The 16,593-nt window shown below is 41.7% G+C and carries 16 protein-coding genes; 14 read left to right on the top strand and 2 right to left on the bottom strand.

Annotated features, from left to right (window positions below):
- The first annotated feature begins 265 nt into the window (after nucleotides 1–265).
- On the top strand, nucleotides 266–802 hold the full coding sequence (gene rpoE / locus ES896_RS03535) for a DNA-directed RNA polymerase subunit delta (protein WP_035389808.1): 537 nt from the start codon (nucleotides 266–268) through the stop codon (nucleotides 800–802).
- Nucleotides 803–1,040: 238 nt separating this feature from the next.
- Nucleotides 1,041–2,648 carry a glutamine hydrolyzing CTP synthase gene (gene pyrG / locus ES896_RS03530; protein WP_017360053.1) on the top strand — a complete coding sequence of 536 codons (1,608 nt, stop codon included), beginning with the start codon at nucleotides 1,041–1,043 and terminating at the stop codon, nucleotides 2,646–2,648.
- A gap of 41 nt (nucleotides 2,649–2,689) precedes the next feature.
- Here the strand turns inward: pyrG and ES896_RS03525 are convergent, their stop codons facing one another.
- Nucleotides 2,690–3,220 carry a DUF2529 domain-containing protein gene (locus ES896_RS03525; RefSeq protein WP_008343445.1) on the bottom strand — a complete coding sequence of 177 codons (531 nt, stop codon included), beginning with the start codon at nucleotides 3,218–3,220 and terminating at the stop codon, nucleotides 2,690–2,692.
- 180 nt (nucleotides 3,221–3,400) lie between these two features.
- On the opposite strand from ES896_RS03525, the gene ES896_RS03520 reads away from it, so the two are divergent.
- The 10 genes from ES896_RS03520 to ES896_RS03475 all read left to right on the top strand — a co-directional run bounded on the left by ES896_RS03520 (nucleotide 3,401) and on the right by ES896_RS03475 (nucleotide 13,793).
- Nucleotides 3,401–3,775 carry a response regulator gene (locus ES896_RS03520; protein WP_003214681.1) on the top strand — a complete coding sequence of 125 codons (375 nt, stop codon included), beginning with the start codon at nucleotides 3,401–3,403 and terminating at the stop codon, nucleotides 3,773–3,775.
- A 178-nt stretch (nucleotides 3,776–3,953) separates the two neighbouring features.
- The gene (locus ES896_RS03515; protein WP_007497678.1) at nucleotides 3,954–4,811 is read left to right on the top strand and encodes a class II fructose-bisphosphate aldolase; all 858 of its coding nucleotides are present in this window, start codon (nucleotides 3,954–3,956) and stop codon (nucleotides 4,809–4,811) included.
- A 111-nt stretch (nucleotides 4,812–4,922) separates the two neighbouring features.
- Nucleotides 4,923–5,561 carry a fructose-6-phosphate aldolase gene (gene fsa, locus ES896_RS03510; protein ID WP_003215343.1) on the top strand — a complete coding sequence of 213 codons (639 nt, stop codon included), beginning with the start codon at nucleotides 4,923–4,925 and terminating at the stop codon, nucleotides 5,559–5,561.
- A 246-nt stretch (nucleotides 5,562–5,807) separates the two neighbouring features.
- Nucleotides 5,808–7,097 (top strand): UDP-N-acetylglucosamine 1-carboxyvinyltransferase, encoded by a 1,290-nt coding sequence (locus tag ES896_RS03505; protein WP_007497673.1) that lies wholly within the window; start codon nucleotides 5,808–5,810, stop codon nucleotides 7,095–7,097.
- A gap of 32 nt (nucleotides 7,098–7,129) precedes the next feature.
- Nucleotides 7,130–8,095: a class II fructose-bisphosphatase gene (gene glpX, locus ES896_RS03500; RefSeq protein ID WP_007497670.1), complete on the top strand. Its 966-nt coding sequence runs from the start codon at nucleotides 7,130–7,132 to the stop codon at nucleotides 8,093–8,095.
- Nucleotides 8,096–8,460: 365 nt separating this feature from the next.
- Nucleotides 8,461–9,744, top strand: a complete 1,284-nt coding sequence (gene rho / locus ES896_RS03495; protein ID WP_007497667.1) for a transcription termination factor Rho — start codon at nucleotides 8,461–8,463, stop codon at nucleotides 9,742–9,744.
- A gap of 130 nt (nucleotides 9,745–9,874) precedes the next feature.
- Nucleotides 9,875–10,075, top strand: a complete 201-nt coding sequence (gene rpmE / locus ES896_RS03490; RefSeq protein ID WP_003215407.1) for a 50S ribosomal protein L31 — start codon at nucleotides 9,875–9,877, stop codon at nucleotides 10,073–10,075.
- Nucleotides 10,076–10,162: 87 nt separating this feature from the next.
- Nucleotides 10,163–10,765: a thymidine kinase gene (locus ES896_RS03485; protein WP_007497666.1), complete on the top strand. Its 603-nt coding sequence runs from the start codon at nucleotides 10,163–10,165 to the stop codon at nucleotides 10,763–10,765.
- 279 nt (nucleotides 10,766–11,044) lie between these two features.
- A complete protein-coding gene (malS, locus tag ES896_RS03480; protein ID WP_061420482.1) occupies nucleotides 11,045–12,745 on the top strand; it encodes an oxaloacetate-decarboxylating malate dehydrogenase in 1,701 nt (566 codons plus the stop codon).
- Between the two features lie 91 nt (nucleotides 12,746–12,836).
- Nucleotides 12,837–13,793: an AEC family transporter gene (locus ES896_RS03475; RefSeq protein ID WP_108611056.1), complete on the top strand. Its 957-nt coding sequence runs from the start codon at nucleotides 12,837–12,839 to the stop codon at nucleotides 13,791–13,793.
- A 35-nt stretch (nucleotides 13,794–13,828) separates the two neighbouring features.
- On the opposite strand, the gene racA is transcribed toward ES896_RS03475, so the two are convergent.
- Complete coding sequence (gene racA, locus ES896_RS03470; RefSeq protein WP_135226405.1) at nucleotides 13,829–14,380, bottom strand: chromosome-anchoring protein RacA; 552 nt, start codon at nucleotides 14,378–14,380, stop codon at nucleotides 13,829–13,831.
- 210 nt (nucleotides 14,381–14,590) lie between these two features.
- On the opposite strand from racA, the gene prfA reads away from it, so the two are divergent.
- Complete coding sequence (gene prfA / locus ES896_RS03465) at nucleotides 14,591–15,658, top strand: peptide chain release factor 1 (protein WP_008343422.1); 1,068 nt, start codon at nucleotides 14,591–14,593, stop codon at nucleotides 15,656–15,658.
- Nucleotides 15,648–16,535, top strand: a complete 888-nt coding sequence (gene prmC, locus ES896_RS03460) for a peptide chain release factor N(5)-glutamine methyltransferase (RefSeq protein WP_017368212.1) — start codon at nucleotides 15,648–15,650, stop codon at nucleotides 16,533–16,535. Before prfA ends, prmC begins: the two co-directional genes overlap by 11 nt.
- The last annotated feature ends 58 nt before the right edge of the window (nucleotides 16,536–16,593 follow it).

Genomic DNA, 16,593 nt, shown 5'->3' with positions numbered 1-16,593 from the left:
ATGACTTTGTATTCATCAAAAGAGAAGACAAAAAAGCATGCAAAACGTGTGCTTCACACATGAATTATGCCAATTCGGCACAAATGATTGACCGCTAGAGGCTCCTCTTGTGAAAAAATCAAAAATTAACATCAATAAAGGTGGCATAAACTCCCCTAATTTGTTTATAATGAGAGGTATGGTTTGTCGTAAGAATAAGGTATAAATACTTATTATTTCACTGATAAATGGATACATACATGTAATAGAAAGGGAGTGTCTGACCTTGAGTTTGAAAGAATACTCACAGGAACAGCTCAAACAAATGTCTTTAGTTGAACTTGCTTATGAAATTTTCAGAGACAGCAAAACGCCGATTACGTTTTCCGAGTTAATAGATGAAATGGTCCGTTTGCAAGGGATACAAAAATCTGATCTTGATGATCGACTTGCTCAATTTTATACAGACTTAAATATAGATGGCCGCTTTATTTCGTTAGGTGATCAGAGATGGGGACTTCGCAGCTGGTATCCAGTTGATCAAATTGAAGAAGAAGTTCAGCCAGCTGTGAAAACAAAAGCGAAAAAGAAAAAAACAAAAGCAGCTGTCGTTGAAGAAGACTTCGATGATATTGAAGAGGAAGAAGAAATCGACGAGCTTGAAGAAGATCTTGATCTTGTTGAAGACGACGAGGACCTTGACCTAGATGATGAAGAAATCGATGAAGAGATAGAAGACTTCGACGAAGATGATGATGAAGATGATGACGGCTTAACGGAAATTGATGAAGACGATTTAGACGATGATGAGGAAGACAAATAACCCTCACAAACCGGTCCTGAAAACAGGACAAAACCGTCTTGACTTTCCAGAGCGAACTATGTAGTATGTATTTTGGGCTCTCTAAAAAAGAGTACGTAAAGATACGTTCATTTACGCTCCCTTTCATTTATTTGAAAGGGAGCTTTCTTATTTTTCAAGAGATTTAGGGATACACTCTAAAAGGATGAAGCTGTGCATGTCTAGTCATGCAAGGGTAAAAAAGAGAGGAGCATACGAAATGACAAAGTATATTTTTGTAACAGGAGGAGTTGTTTCCTCACTTGGAAAAGGGATCACGGCTGCATCGTTAGGCCGCCTTCTGAAAAATAGAGGGATGGATGTCACCATTCAAAAATTTGATCCATATATCAACGTAGACCCAGGGACAATGAGTCCATACCAGCACGGTGAGGTATTTGTCACAGACGACGGTGCTGAAACAGACCTTGACTTAGGTCACTACGAGCGTTTCATTGACATTAACTTAAATAAGTACAGCAACGTTACAACAGGTAAAATCTACTCTACTGTTTTGAAGAAAGAGCGCCGCGGCGACTACTTAGGTGGAACAGTACAGGTTATTCCCCACATTACAAATGAAATCAAAGACCGTGTGTACCGTGCCGGGAAAGAAACGGGTGCAGATGTGGTCATTACAGAAATCGGTGGAACAGTAGGAGACATCGAATCCCTTCCATTCCTTGAAGCGATTCGTCAAATGAAGAGTGACATCGGCCGTGAAAACGTGATGTACATTCATTGTACTCTTGTTCCTTACATCCGTGCTGCAGGCGAACTGAAAACAAAACCAACACAGCATAGTGTAAAAGAACTTCGTAGTCTAGGTATTCAGCCAAACGTCATTGTGGTCAGAACTGAAATGCCATTGGCACAAGACATGAAGGACAAAATTGCGCTATTCTGTGATATTGATACGAAAGCAGTCATCGAATGTCAGGATGCAGATACCCTTTATTCGATTCCGCTTGATTTACAAAAACAAGGATTAGACAAGCTTGTATGTGAGCACATGAAGCTTGACTGTCAAGATGCGGACATGACGGAGTGGACGGCGCTTGTTGATAAAGTGCAAAACCTTTCAAAACAAGTCACAATTGGTCTTGTAGGGAAATATGTTGAGCTGCAAGATGCATACATTTCTGTCGTTGAATCACTTCGTCATGCGGGCTATGCATTTGATGCGGATGTTCAAATCAAATGGATCAACGCAGAAGAAGTCACAGCAGAAAATATGGCTGATTTCGCTCAAGATGTAGACGGCATTATTGTTCCTGGAGGCTTCGGAGACCGCGGAGTAGAAGGGAAAATCATTGCAACACAATATGCGCGCGAAAACAAAGTGCCATTCTTCGGAATCTGCTTAGGTATGCAAGTCGCATCTATCGAATATGCGAGAAACGTACTAGGTTTAGAGGGAGCACATTCCGCTGAAATTGATCCAGAAACAGCATTCCCAATCATCGACCTTCTTCCAGAACAGAAGGATGTTGATGACTTAGGTGGAACACTTCGCCTCGGCCTATACCCTTGTAAATTAAACGAAGACTCAAAAGCATTTGCTGCATACAATGACGAAGTCGTGTACGAACGCCACCGTCATCGCTATGAGTTTAATAACGAATTCAGACAGCAAATGGAAGCAGCAGGTTTTGTCTTCTCTGGTACAAGCCCAGACGGACGCCTTGTTGAAATCATTGAACTGAAGGATCACCCATGGTTCCTTGCTTCTCAGTTCCACCCAGAATTCATTTCAAGACCAACAAGACCACAGCCGTTATTTAGAGATTTCGTTGGTGCTTCACTACAGGCATCTGAATCAAAATAAAACAAAAAACTGCCGAGAATATCATCTTCTCGGCAGTTTTTTTATTCATATTCCTCAACGATTTCTTTCACAGTAAACGATAGAGCATGGTAGACATATAAGCAGGTCATCAGTGCAGGATAGCCGAACCTTGTTCCATCTTCTGCAGGCACAAGTGGTTTTTTGAGCTGAAAATCAATGTGGACATCACAATGCTCTTCAATAAATGATGTCTCCTTTTGTGCAGGACCGACCCCGACAATAGGTGTACCTTGTTCGTGCAGCTCTTTGACAAGGGATTGAATCTCTTGATCTTCTGGATCTGAATAAAATAAAAGCACCCTGTCACTTGGATGAAGTAAGCTGCGCTCCTTTTGATCCAGCGGCAGAACCTTCGCACCCGGAAACGGTTCCTTGCTCTCAGATGCCTCTAAGGCTACAGCCGCCAGTTCATTCTTGCCATGAAAATACACGGCATGTCCACTGACAACGGCCTGAGCAAGAAGGCGTGCACCGTCTTCGATCGCTTCGGCCTGCTTATCTCCAATACGTGAAAAAATACCTGATAATTGGGTAGTGAAAATTTTTAACAAGACTCATTTCCTCCTTCTGTCAGATCATTTTATAATAGAATATAAAGAGAATATTAGGAAAAATGCTCAGAAAATGTCGTAAAGTAAACTATTATAATTAAAGGAAATGTGAAAATCAAACAGAATTATTTAACAACAGCTCTTTTTATGGCGAAAAATGAAAGCAATGGGGTGTAACAGATGAATGAGAAAATTTTAATTGTCGATGATCAGTACGGTATTAGAATATTGCTGAATGAAGTGTTTCATAAAGAAGGCTATCAAACCTTTCAAGCCGCTAATGGACTACAGGCATTAGATATTGTGAAAAACCATAGACCAAACCTCGTCCTGCTTGATATGAAGATTCCCGGAATGGATGGCATTGAGATTTTAAAACGCATGAAATTAATTGATGAAGACATTCGCGTGATCATTATGACAGCTTATGGCGAACTAGATATGATTCAAGAGTCTAAAGAGCTCGGTGCATTAACGCATTTTGCTAAACCATTTGATATTGATGAAATCCGTGATGCAGTAAAAGAATACTTGCCGCTCGAAACAAATGGCTAGATGGAAATGATTGAATCAAGTCATTCTGTTGCCGATTTGTCGAATAATTGGTATTCTAGATAAGAAGAAGAAAGCGATCTGACTTTGAAAGTTTACATATGGCGAGAAATTCTGGTCATGCTAGGGTGGAGAGCTTTTTTTAGTAAGCAAATTAGCTACATAGGGAGGATTTTTCATCATGCCTTTAGTTTCAATGACAGAAATGTTGAAAGACGCAAAGGAAAAAGGTTACGCTGTTGGACAGTTTAACTTAAATAACTTAGAATTCACGCAAGCGATTTTACAAGCTGCTGAAGAAGAGAAATCTCCAGTTATCTTAGGAGTATCTGAAGGAGCAGGACGCTACATGGGCGGCTTCAAAACAGTTGTCGCAATGGTAAAAGCGTTAATCGAAGAATATAATGTAACAGTTCCTGTTGCGATTCATTTAGATCACGGTTCAAGCTTTGAATCTTGTGCAAAAGCGATTCATGCAGGATTTACTTCTGTGATGATTGATGCTTCTCACCATCCATTTGATGAGAACGTAGCGACAACTGCAAAAGTGGTTGAGCTTGCACATTTCCACGGTGTATCTGTAGAAGCTGAGCTTGGAACTGTTGGTGGACAAGAAGACGACGTCATCGCTGAGGGCGTTATTTATGCTGATCCAAAAGAGTGCCAAGAGCTTGTAGAACGTACTGGTATTGACTGCCTTGCGCCTGCACTAGGTTCAGTTCATGGTCCATACAAAGGTGAACCAAACCTTGGTTTCGCTGAAATGGAAGAAATCGGTAAAACAACTGGACTTCCACTTGTTCTTCACGGCGGAACAGGTATCCCAACTGCTGACATCAAGCGTGCGATTTCACTTGGTACAGCAAAAATCAATGTAAACACTGAAAACCAAATTGCTTCTGCGAAAGCAGTTCGCGAAACACTTGCTGCAAAAACAGAAGAGTATGATCCACGTAAATATCTTGGACCAGCTCGTGACGCAATTAAAGCGACTGTTATCGGCAAAATGCGTGAATTTGGTTCTTCTAACCAAGCATAATTTGATGAGAACCGAAAGCCGCCTGAGTCACAGGCGGTTTTCTCCATATCATGAGAAAGCGCAATCAAATTTACATTTCAGACAATTTATTGATAGGAGAGTGGCACAGTTATGTTATTTTTCGTAGACACAGCGAATATCGCAGACATCAAAGAGGCACACGAGCTTGGCATTTTAGCAGGCGTGACAACAAACCCTAGTTTAGTAGCGAAAGAAAAGGACGTATCGTTCCACGACCGCCTTCGTGAAATCACTGACGTGGTATCAGGTTCAGTTAGTGCGGAAGTCATTTCTCTCAAAGCAGAAGAAATGATTGAAGAAGGAAAAGAGCTGGCTGCTATTGCACCAAATATCACAGTGAAAATCCCAATGACAACAGACGGTCTTAAAGCAGTCAAAGCGTTAACAGACCTTGGGATTAAAACAAACGTCACGTTGATTTTTAGTGCAAACCAGGCACTTCTTGCAGCTAGAGCTGGTGCGACGTATGTCTCTCCATTCCTCGGCCGCTTAGATGACATTGGCCAAAATGGTCTTGATCTCATTAGTGAAGTGAAAACCATTTTTGATGTTCATGGATTAGATACACAAATCATTGCTGCATCCATTCGTCATCCGCAACATGTGACAGAAGCTGCGCTTAGAGGTGCTCATATCGGCACAATGCCGCTGAAAGTCATCAAGCAGCTGACAAAACACCCATTAACGGATGCAGGCATTGAGCAATTTTTAGCAGACTGGAATAAATAAGTGATTGTGGCAGACGGATACGCATCCGTTTGCCGCAGTTTTCCTTAAATACGCTAAGAAATGTTTTGTGCAAAGAAGAGAACATCACAGCCTCGCAAAGCTTCGATTATTTTTCTTCCGACAAATTTCGTTTAACCTGTATTCTTTCTCTTGATATTGGCTAAATTTTGGACAAGACCTTTTAAAGCGCGACATCCACAAACAGTATAACTCCAACAGTGATCTTCTTTAAGAAGGGAGACAAATATGGAAAAGTTAAACATTGCCGGCGGTGACCCCTTGCGCGGGACCGTACATATTAGTGGTGCGAAAAATAGTGCTGTGGCACTGATTCCTGCCACGATTCTCGCTGATTCTCCAGTAACCATTGAAGGCCTTCCGCATATTTCAGATATTGACACATTACGAGATCTGTTAGAAGAGATTGGCGGAAAGGTCACGTTTGAAAAAGGTGAGATGGTTGTCAATCCTGCCTCCATGATCAGTATGCCGCTTCCTAATGGGAAAGTGAAGAAACTACGGGCATCTTATTATTTAATGGGTGCTATGCTCGGTAGATTCAAGCAGGCTGTCATTGGATTGCCAGGGGGATGTCACTTAGGACCTAGACCGATCGATCAGCATATCAAAGGCTTTGAAGCACTTGGAGCCGAGGTGACAAACGAACAGGGTGCGATTTATTTGCGCGCTGAAAAATTAGTCGGAGCCCGTATTTATCTTGATGTTGTCAGTGTAGGTGCGACCATCAATATCATGCTGGCAGCCGTGCTGGCTGAAGGGAAAACAGTGATTGAAAATGCAGCAAAAGAACCCGAAATTATTGATGTAGCGACACTGCTTGCAAGCATGGGAGCTAAAATCAAAGGTGCGGGGACGGATGTGATTCGGATCGAAGGTGTGGAATCTCTTCATGGCTGCAGGCATTCCATCATCCCTGACCGCATAGAAGCAGGTACATTTTTAATTGCAGGTGCAGCGATGGGGGATGAAGTTGTGCTTGATAATGTGATCCCAACTCATTTAGAATCAATTACGGCGAAACTTAGAGAGATGGGGTTCACAATTGAAACAAGCAACGATCAAATGCTGATCGTTGGCAGAAATGAAGGACTCAAGCCTGTCGATATCAAAACCCTTGTGTATCCGGGCTTTCCGACTGATCTTCAACAGCCGATGACGGCTTTGTTAACAAAAGCGAAAGGCACGAGTGTCGTGACAGATACCATTTACTCTGCCCGCTTTAAACACATTGACGAATTGCGTCGAATGGGTGCTAACATGAAGGTGGAAGGAAGATCTGCCATTATTACAGGTCAAACGCAGCTTCAAGGTGCAAAGGTCAAAGCAAGTGATCTGCGAGCAGGTGCTTGTCTCGTTGTTGCAGGGTTAATGGCAGACGGTGTGACCGAAATCACAGGGCTTGAACATATAGACAGAGGATATAGTATGCTTGAGGAGAAGCTTGAAGGCTTGGGTGCAACCATCTGGCGTGAAAAGCTGAATGACCAAGAAATAGAAGAACTTCAAAATTCATAAGGCTTTGACTGTGAGAGGAGATTTGGACAAAAATGGAAAGAAGTTTATCGATGGAACTAGTACGGGTGACAGAAGCAGCTGCATTAAAATCTGCTCGTTGGATGGGTAGAGGTTTAAAAGACGAAGCGGATGATGCTGCAACAAGTGCCATGCGTGATGTATTTGATACGATTCCGATGAAGGGAACTGTGGTCATCGGCGAGGGAGAAATGGACGAAGCGCCAATGCTTTATATTGGGGAAAAGCTTGGAAACGGATATGGACCTCGCGTGGATGTCGCTGTTGATCCATTGGAAGGAACAAATATTGTGGCAAGTGGCGGCTGGAATGCTTTAGCTGTTATCGCTGTTGCTGATCATGGCAACTTGCTGAATGCACCTGATATGTACATGGATAAGATCGCAGTAGGTCCAGAAGCGGTAGGCTGCATCGACATTGAAGCGCCTGTCATTGACAATCTTCGTGCTGTTGCAAAAGCAAAAAACAAAGATATTGAAGATGTTGTTGCGACAATTTTAAACAGAGAGCGACATGAAAAGATCATTGCTGAGCTGAGAGAAGCTGGAGCAAGAATCAAGTTGATCGATGATGGTGACGTTGCAGGAGCCATTAATACAGCATTTGATCACACAGGTGTTGATATTCTATTTGGTTCAGGTGGAGCGCCTGAAGGTGTCCTTTCTGCTGTTGCGCTTAAAGCACTTGGTGGAGAAATCCACGGTAAGCTTCTTCCACAAAGTGAAGAAGAGCTGAGACGCTGTGAGAAAATGGGACTGGATGTTGGAAAAGTCCTCAGAATGGAAGACCTCGTGAAAGGCGATGACGCCATTTTTGCAGCGACAGGTGTAACAGATGGCGAGTTATTAAAAGGTGTTCAATTTAAAGGCTCTGTTGGAACAACACATAGTGTTGTCATGCGTGCGAAATCAGGTACTGTTCGATTCGTCGATGGCAGACACAGTTTAAAGAAAAAACCGAATCTTGTCATTCGTCCGTAATCTGAAAGCGGGTATTCTTTACCCGCTTTTCATATAGGTGTCAAATATATATCATTTTCTTTTTAAAGTTGAATATTCCCTGCAAATGAGGTAAAACTAAAGAGTGCTGCGAAATTTTCTGCGAATTTACTTCTTTTAAGCTTCAACAAGTTTAAATACTGCCGCATCATGACGATATACTCATTATCCTTCTCTATGTTGACAAAGCTCTATTTCACATTGTTCCTATCTTTACGATAAAACGAGTGGGAGCGTTACCATGAGAGCAAGGTCATTCCAACAAAAAACGGAATTAAAAGCTAATCAAATACAATGGTCATGCATTTGTAATGAAATACATTGACTAGAAAAGTGTGGTGTCCATATTGAAAGATGTTTCGATTTCATCTTTGGAAAATATGAAATTAAAAGAGCTGTATGAGTTAGCAAAAAAGTACAAAATCTCTTATTACAGCAAACTAACAAAAAAAGAATTAATTTTTGCCATCTTAAAGGCAAACGCTGAGCAAGAGGATCTCTTATTTATGGAAGGGGTTCTAGAAATTATTCAGTCAGAGGGATTTGGTTTCTTAAGACCAATTAACTACTCCCCAAGTTCTGAAGACATTTATATTTCAGCTTCACAAATCAGACGCTTTGATTTAAGAAATGGTGATAAGGTGTCTGGAAAGGTACGACCTCCAAAAGAGAATGAACGCTACTATGGCCTCCTTCATGTCGAAGCGGTAAATGGGGACGACCCAGAATCAGCTAAGGAACGTGTTCACTTTCCTGCACTCACGCCGCTATTCCCTGATCGTCAAATGATTCTTGAAACACAGCCTAATCACCTGTCTACTAGAATTATGGATATGATGGCACCAGTTGGGTTTGGGCAGCGTGGTTTAATTGTTGCACCGCCTAAGGCTGGGAAAACCATTTTGCTCAAAGAAATTGCCAACAGTATCTCTGAAAATCATCCGGAGGCAGAACTGATTGTTCTTCTTATTGACGAACGTCCAGAGGAAGTAACAGATATCGAACGTTCTGTTGCAGGGGATGTTGTTAGTTCAACCTTTGACGAAGTACCGGAAAACCACATTAAAGTAGCAGAGCTTGTATTAGAGCGTGCGATGCGTCTAGTTGAACATAAAAAAGATGTCATCATCTTAATGGACAGCATCACAAGGCTTGCTCGTGCATACAACCTTGTCATCCCGCCAAGCGGCCGAACGCTTTCCGGCGGTATTGATCCAGCTGCTTTCCACCGTCCAAAACGTTTCTTTGGTGCTGCGCGTAACATCGAAGAAGGTGGAAGCTTGACCATTTTAGCTACTGCACTTGTTGATACGGGATCACGTATGGACGATGTGATTTATGAAGAGTTTAAAGGAACAGGAAATATGGAGCTCCATTTAGATCGTTCTCTTGCAGAAAGAAGAATTTTCCCAGCCATCGACATTCGTCGTTCCGGTACAAGAAAAGAAGAACTGCTTGTGCCTAAAGAGCATCTTGATCGTCTATGGGCGATGAGAAAATCAATGTCAGATACACCTGATTTCGCTGAGAAATTCATGCGCAAAATGAGAAAAACAAAGACAAACCAAGAATTTTTCGATATTTTAACGCAAGAGTGGAAACAAGCAAATATGTCTGCATCAAGAAGATAGCTTCCTGAAAAAATACATTTGCAATCATAGACTTACACTGTTATAATTTTATCATGTGCGTTTCAGAATTTATTCTGAGATATTAACTCTGTTTCCGAATTGGATTCAGGGCGGAAGGAGATGACAGTAGATGAAAACAGGAATTCATCCTAACTACAAAAAAGCTACAGTCAAATGCGCTTGTGGAAATGAGTTTGAAACTGGATCAGTAAAAGAAGAGGTACGCATCGAGATTTGCTCTGAGTGCCATCCTTTCTATACAGGCCGTCAAAAATTCGCTTCTGCTGATGGACGTGTTGACCGCTTTAACAAAAAATACGGTCTTAAGTAATAATAGATACAATAAACAGGCAGGAATCCGTTCTTGCCTGTTTTTTTACGTGGATTGATGGAACTTTAAAACGGGGGAGAAGACCTTATGTATGTGATGAAACAAAGCGGTTGGCTTGAAGTCATCTGCGGAAGTATGTTTTCTGGAAAGTCGGAAGAATTGATTCGGAGAGCCAAAAGAGCCACCTTTGCCAAACAAGAAGTAAAAATATTCAAACCAGCGATTGATAACCGGTATAGCACAAGCTCAGTTGTGTCACATAACGGTTCATCGGTCGATGGGATTGCAGTAACCTCACCAAAAGACATAATAACGCACATATCAGAACGAACCGATGTCATTGGCATTGATGAGGTGCAATTTTTTGATGAGACAATCATTGATATTGTCACTCAATTGGCTGATAAAGGCTACCGAGTCATTGTTGCAGGCCTTGATCAAGACTTCAGAGGAGAGCCATTTGGTGTTGTTCCGCATTTAATGGCATGTGCAGAGCTTGTAACAAAACTTCAAGCAGTTTGTTCGGTATGCGGCTCCCCAGCGAGTAGAACACAACGCTTGATCGACGGTAAACCCGCATCCTATGATGATCCCATTATTTTAGTAGGTGCGCAGGAATCATACGAAGCACGATGCAGACATCACCATGAAGTACCAAAACTAGATGTTGGTACAACACTTGACAATTAAAAAAATAGCAAATGCCGCTGTGTTTCGTTTTTTGAGATTTTGGCTGAACACCCATCATTTGTACTTAAATAAATTAAATAACGCTACGAAAAAATTATCTAATTTTCAACGCTTGCGTTTTGGTATAAGCAGGCATAAAATGACTAACTGTAGTGTAAAGCATTTAAACGAAAAGTTCGATTTCTTGTCATAATTTTTTTGATTAAGGATTTTTCTCCTTGATCGTTCTTTGTATTAATAGTTCACTTTATTTATATTTTAGAAAGAGGGTAGTTTTTGATGAACAACGTGAAGAAAACAAAAGAAGGGTACCTCGAAACCACTTTGACAGGTAAAGATGTATTATCGATTCCAACGTTGAACAAAGGCGTTGCTTTCTCTGAAGAAGAAAGACAAGAGCTTGGACTAGAAGGATTACTTCCTCCAACTGTTCTGACTTTAGAACAGCAAGCAGAGAGAGCATACAAGCAATTTCTAGCTCAGCCAGATCGTCTTCGTCAAAACGTATACTTAAGTGATTTGCAAAACCGTAACGAAGTATTATTCTATAAGCTTCTAACGGACAAGCTTCGTGAAATGCTTCCTGTTGTTTACACACCAACTGTTGGTGAAGCGATTCAAGAATACAGCCATGAATACAGAAGACCTCATGGTGTCTACCTTTCAATCGACAACATTGACGGCATTGAGAAAGCATTTGAAAACTTACATGCAACAGCAGGCGACATCGACCTCATCGTAGCAACTGACTCTGAGAGTATTCTTGGAATTGGTGACTGGGGTGTTGGTGGTATCAACATCGCAATTGGTAAACTAGCTGTTTACACGGCTGCAGCAGGAATTGATCCAAGCCGCGTGATTCCAGTTGTGTTAGATGTTGGAACTAACAATGAAAAATTATTAAATGATCCATTGTACATCGGGAACCACCACAAACGTGTACAAGGTGAAAAATACGAAGAGTTCATTGATGCATATGTAAAAGCAGCACTTAAATTCTTCCCGAAAGCATTGCTTCACTGGGAAGACCTTGGAAACAAAAATGCGCGTAACATCATGAAAAAATACAACGACAACATCTTAACTTTTAATGATGATATCCAAGGTACTGGTGCCATTACTTTAGCGGGTGTTCTTGCAGCTGTCAAGAAAACTGGTACTCAATTGAAAGATCACCGTGTGATGATTTTCGGAGCTGGATCTGCTGGAATCGGAATCGCCGATCAAATGCGTGACACAATGGTTCTTGAAGGTCTAAGTGAAGATGAAGCAAACAATGCATTCTGGACGTTAGACTACAGAGGATTGCTAACAGATCAGTTTGAAGATGAAGTGCTTGATTTCCAAAAACCATACCTTCGTTCTTCTGATGAAGTAGAAGGCTGGGCTCGTGATGAAAAAGGACAAATCTCATTTGCTGAAGCTGTTCGCAGGGTGAAGCCAACCATTCTTATTGGTACATCAGGTCAAGGCGGCGCATTCACTGAAGAAATTATTAAAGAAATCGCAGCTCATACTGAGCGTCCAGTGATCATGCCGATGTCTAACCCAACTCCACTTGCTGAAGCAGTACCGGAAGATCTATTCAAATGGACAGACGGTCGTGCGCTTGTTGCAACTGGAAGCCCATTCGAAAATGTCGAGTATAACGGAATTGAACATGAAATCGGACAATCAAACAATGCGTTCGTTTTCCCTGGACTTGGTCTTGGTTCAATCGTAACGGAATCAAAAATCATCACAAAAGGCATGTTCGTTGCTTCAGCGGATGCGATTGCTGAAATGGTTGATCATGATAAACCAGGTGCTGGTCTACTTCCAAGCATTGATAAGTTACAAGAAGTTTCTATCAAAGTAGCTATTGAAGTGGCAAAAGCAGCAATTAAAGATGGTGTCGCAAGAAAAACACCTGAAAACATTGAACAAGCTGTGAAAGATGCTATGTGGATTCCTGAATATAAAAAAATTGTAAGAGCATAATAAAATGTGTAACGCGGCATTGTTTCGGGTAATGTAAGCAATGCCGCTATAAAATAAGAAACATGTAAAGGATTCAAGGAGGAATAGTAAGATGGACTTTTTAAATATTTTGATCCTCCTAGCACCGATTTTTTTCGTTATCGCGCTGGGTTGGTTCGCAGGGAACTTCGGCAGCTATGACGCTAAATCTGCAAAAGGTGTAAGTACACTTGTTACAAAGTATGCTTTGCCAGCGCACTTTATCGCCAGCATTCTGTCAACACCAAAAGATAAATTCTATAGTCAAATTCCATTTTTCGTTGCATTGATTTTCGGAATCGTAGGCTTTTATATCATTATCCTTTTAGTTACGAAATTTGCTTTTAAATATGATTTAACAGATTCATCTGTTTTCTCATTAAACTCAGCACAACCGACCTTTGCATTTATGGGGATTCCGGTCTTGGGCAGTTTATTTGGGGCTCAAGAAGTTGCAATTCCGATTGCTATTACCGGAATAGTTGTAAATGCATTGCTTGATCCAATTGCTATTATTGTGTCAACTGTCGGTGAAAAAACAAAAGGAAAAGCCAAAGACGGCGAAAGTTTCCTAAAAATGACGACGAAAGCGATTTTGCACGGTTTATCTGAGCCGCTTGCGCTTGCACCGTTAGCAAGTATCATTCTTGTTCTTTTAGGATTTAAACTTCCTGACATCGGACATGAAATGCTAGAGGAAATTGGAAGTGTGACATCAGGGGTTGCGCTCTTTGCAGTCGGTGTCACAGTCGGTATCCGCAAAATTAAACTGAGCTTACCAGCTTTCAGTATCGCATTGCTCAAAGTAGCTGTACAACCGTTACTTATGTATTTCATCGCCATTCTTATGGGTCTTTCGGCGGATGAAATTACAAAAGCTGTATTGCTTGTTGCCTTCCCAGGTTCAGCTGTTGCGGCCATGATCGCCACTCGATTTGAGAAACAGGAAGCAGAAACAGCATCCGCATTTGTGATCAGTGCGATCATGTCACTCATTACACTACCGATCATTATCGCACTTACCGTATAATATAGTAGAAAGGCTGCCTCGTTAGGCAGCCTTTCTTAGCGAAATGAATGAAACAGAGGGAAGAGTGCACGCTTTTTTTTCATTTCGGGGTGTGCCTTTTCCTTTTCTTCTTCTTTTGATGGTTTTGGTTTTGTCAATGTGGCTGTGAGGCGTTCTAATTTTGCAGTTAATTCTTCAATTTCTCTTCTGTGCTGGAGGAGCTGGTAGGAAACGCCTTCATCTGCTTTCTTAGCGAGTTTCCGTTCCATTTCTTGAAAACGCGCTTCAATATGACTGACGTGTGATTGCTCTTGAAGGAGCTGTTTCATTTGTTTTTCTAAGGCTTCTACCCGTTTTGATGAGTCAGAAGTTTCTACAGTAGGTGATAATTGCTGGGCGGTTTCTTCATGGATCGGCAGTCTAATGTCATGGAGAATCACACCTTCGTTCATTTGGTGTTGGACCTCTTTGAGCAGCTGGACAATGTCATCATGAAATTCATAATGTCCTAGTTCATTCCGGGCGACAGGGATGTTGAGCTGTTTGACCCAGCGCTGAATGGTTTTTGAAGATACACCAATTTCCTTTGCAACCTCATTTGTATTCAAACCAAATGCCCTCCCTTTTTTCAATTACAAGTACCATTCTCTTTCGTGAGCATCCGTTCCTTCACGTTAGACAAAACAAGTAACCAATCGCCAAAGATCGTGTTTTCTAGTGAAAAATTGCAGAAAATCAATTGTTTTGGAAATTTTTTTGACTGTCATACCCCGCTATACTATAATTAGACTGTTACGCACAAAACAGAGGTGAAGACCATGTTAGACCGTTTAAAATCAATTGAAGAACGCTATGAAAAGCTAAATGAATATTTAAGTGACCCTGAAGTGGTGAACGACCCTAAGAAGCTTCGTGAATATTCGAAGGAACAATCTGATATTCAAGAAACTGTTGAGGTATATAGACAATATCGTGCGGCATATGATCAGCTAAGTGATGCGAAAGCCATGCTGGAAGATAAGCTCGATGCCGATATGCGCGACATGGTCAAAGAAGAAATTTCAGAGCTCACAGAGGAAACAGAACGTTTAGAAGACGAGCTGAAAATCTTACTCATCCCGAAAGATCCGAATGACGATAAGAACGTTATTGTGGAGGTTCGTGGTGCAGCGGGCGGAGAAGAGGCTGCACTGTTTGCAGGAAACCTGTACCGGATGTACAGCCGTTATGCTGAAATGCAAGGCTGGAAAACGGAAGTCATGGAAGCGAGTGTCACTGGAACTGGCGGTTATAAGGAGATCATCTTTATGATTAGCGGTAAAGGTGCATATTCTAAACTAAAGTTTGAAAACGGTGCACACCGCGTGCAGCGTGTTCCAGAAACTGAGTCAGGCGGCCGTATTCATACATCAACAGCGACAGTTGCTGTATTACCAGAGGCTGAGGAAGTTGAAATTGATATCCACGAAAAAGATATTCGTGTGGATACATTCGCATCAAGCGGACCAGGGGGACAAAGTGTTAATACCACAATGTCTGCTGTTCGTTTGACTCACCTTCCAACAGGTGTAGTGGTTTCCTGTCAGGATGAGAAATCACAAATCAAAAACAAAGAAAAAGCGATGAAAGTTTTGCGTGCGAGAATTTATGATAAATTCCAGCGTGAAGCACAAGCTGAATATGACCAAACCCGTAAATCTGCTGTTGGAACAGGGGATCGTTCAGAGCGTATCCGTACGTACAATTTCCCGCAAAACCGCGTGACGGACCACCGCATTGGATTGACGATTCAAAAGCTTGATCAAATTTTAGAAGGGAAACTTGACGAGGTCATTGATGCATTAATTATGGAAGACCAAGCAAGAAAACTTCAAAATGCAAAATAAAGAGCGAACGATCTTTGAAGCCCTTAAATGGGCTTCTTCTTTGTTAACGGAAGCGGGCAGAGACCAAAACGCAGCAGAGTTAATGTTGATGCATGTGCTTGGATGGAGCAGAAGTGAACTTCTTGCCCGTTTTCATGATCCACTGCCAGAGGAGCAAGATTCACAATTCAGCGAGTTCGTCGCGCAGCACAAGCGTGGAGTGCCTGTGCAGCATTTAACGGGTGTTGAATTTTTTTATGGGCGTCCTTTTGAGGTAAACAAACACGTTCTGATTCCTCGTCCTGAAACGGAGGAAGTGGTGCTGGCGGCATTAAACATGATGAATCGTGTGTTTCCTGATGATCAGCCGCTCAAAGCTGTTGATGTAGGAACAGGTAGCGGTGCAATTGCGATTACGTTAGCTCTTGAAAAAGAATCTCTCACTGTGACAGCGACGGATATTTCACATGAAGCACTTGAAGTAGCAAAGCGAAATCAAGAAGCGCTTGGTGCAGACGTTCATTTTGTCCAAGGGGATTTACTTGAACCGATTATGGATCAAGGCATCAAAGTCGATGTGTTTATTTCTAATCCGCCTTATATTGCGGCAGAAGAAATGGATGGATTATCAGAGGTTGTCACAAAGCATGAACCTGTTAATGCGCTGACAGATGGGCGTGATGGCCTGTGGTTTTATGAGCGTATCGCCTGCGATCTCCACAAGGTACTTCATCAGCAAGCGGTGGTTGTCTTTGAAATAGGACATACACAAGCACAAGATGTAAAAGCGCTTCTTTTGCAGGCGTTCCCTTCAGCTGATGTTCATATCATCAAGGACATCAACGGAAAGGATCGAGCAGTTTGCGCACACATTCAAAACGGAAGTCCGGCTGAATAAAGTCGGACTATTTTATTATGTAAAGATGAAACTTATGGTAAAAGGGAAACGTATATAT

Origin of the sequence: Bacillus sp. 005/A4HT-01/001 (genome assembly GCF_004634445.1) — a bacterium.
Lineage (GTDB): Bacteria > Bacillota > Bacilli > Bacillales > Bacillaceae > Bacillus > Bacillus altitudinis.
The sequence above is the reverse complement of the archived record's forward strand: the minus strand, read 5'-3'. Positions and strand labels throughout refer to the sequence as shown.

Coding starts and splice junctions, on each gene's coding strand:
- prmC (WP_017368212.1), top strand. CDS start 15,648: ATGCAAAATAAAGAGCGAACGATCTTTGAAGCCCTTAAATGGGCTTCT.
- malS (WP_061420482.1), top strand. CDS start 11,045: ATGAACAACGTGAAGAAAACAAAAGAAGGGTACCTCGAAACCACTTTG.
- ES896_RS03515 (WP_007497678.1), top strand. CDS start 3,954: ATGCCTTTAGTTTCAATGACAGAAATGTTGAAAGACGCAAAGGAAAAA.
- rpmE (WP_003215407.1), top strand. CDS start 9,875: ATGAAAACAGGAATTCATCCTAACTACAAAAAAGCTACAGTCAAATGC.
- ES896_RS03505 (WP_007497673.1), top strand. CDS start 5,808: ATGGAAAAGTTAAACATTGCCGGCGGTGACCCCTTGCGCGGGACCGTA.
- ES896_RS03520 (WP_003214681.1), top strand. CDS start 3,401: ATGAATGAGAAAATTTTAATTGTCGATGATCAGTACGGTATTAGAATA.
- glpX (WP_007497670.1), top strand. CDS start 7,130: ATGGAAAGAAGTTTATCGATGGAACTAGTACGGGTGACAGAAGCAGCT.
- pyrG (WP_017360053.1), top strand. CDS start 1,041: ATGACAAAGTATATTTTTGTAACAGGAGGAGTTGTTTCCTCACTTGGA.
- prfA (WP_008343422.1), top strand. CDS start 14,591: ATGTTAGACCGTTTAAAATCAATTGAAGAACGCTATGAAAAGCTAAAT.
- ES896_RS03475 (WP_108611056.1), top strand. CDS start 12,837: ATGGACTTTTTAAATATTTTGATCCTCCTAGCACCGATTTTTTTCGTT.
- fsa (WP_003215343.1), top strand. CDS start 4,923: ATGTTATTTTTCGTAGACACAGCGAATATCGCAGACATCAAAGAGGCA.
- ES896_RS03485 (WP_007497666.1), top strand. CDS start 10,163: ATGTATGTGATGAAACAAAGCGGTTGGCTTGAAGTCATCTGCGGAAGT.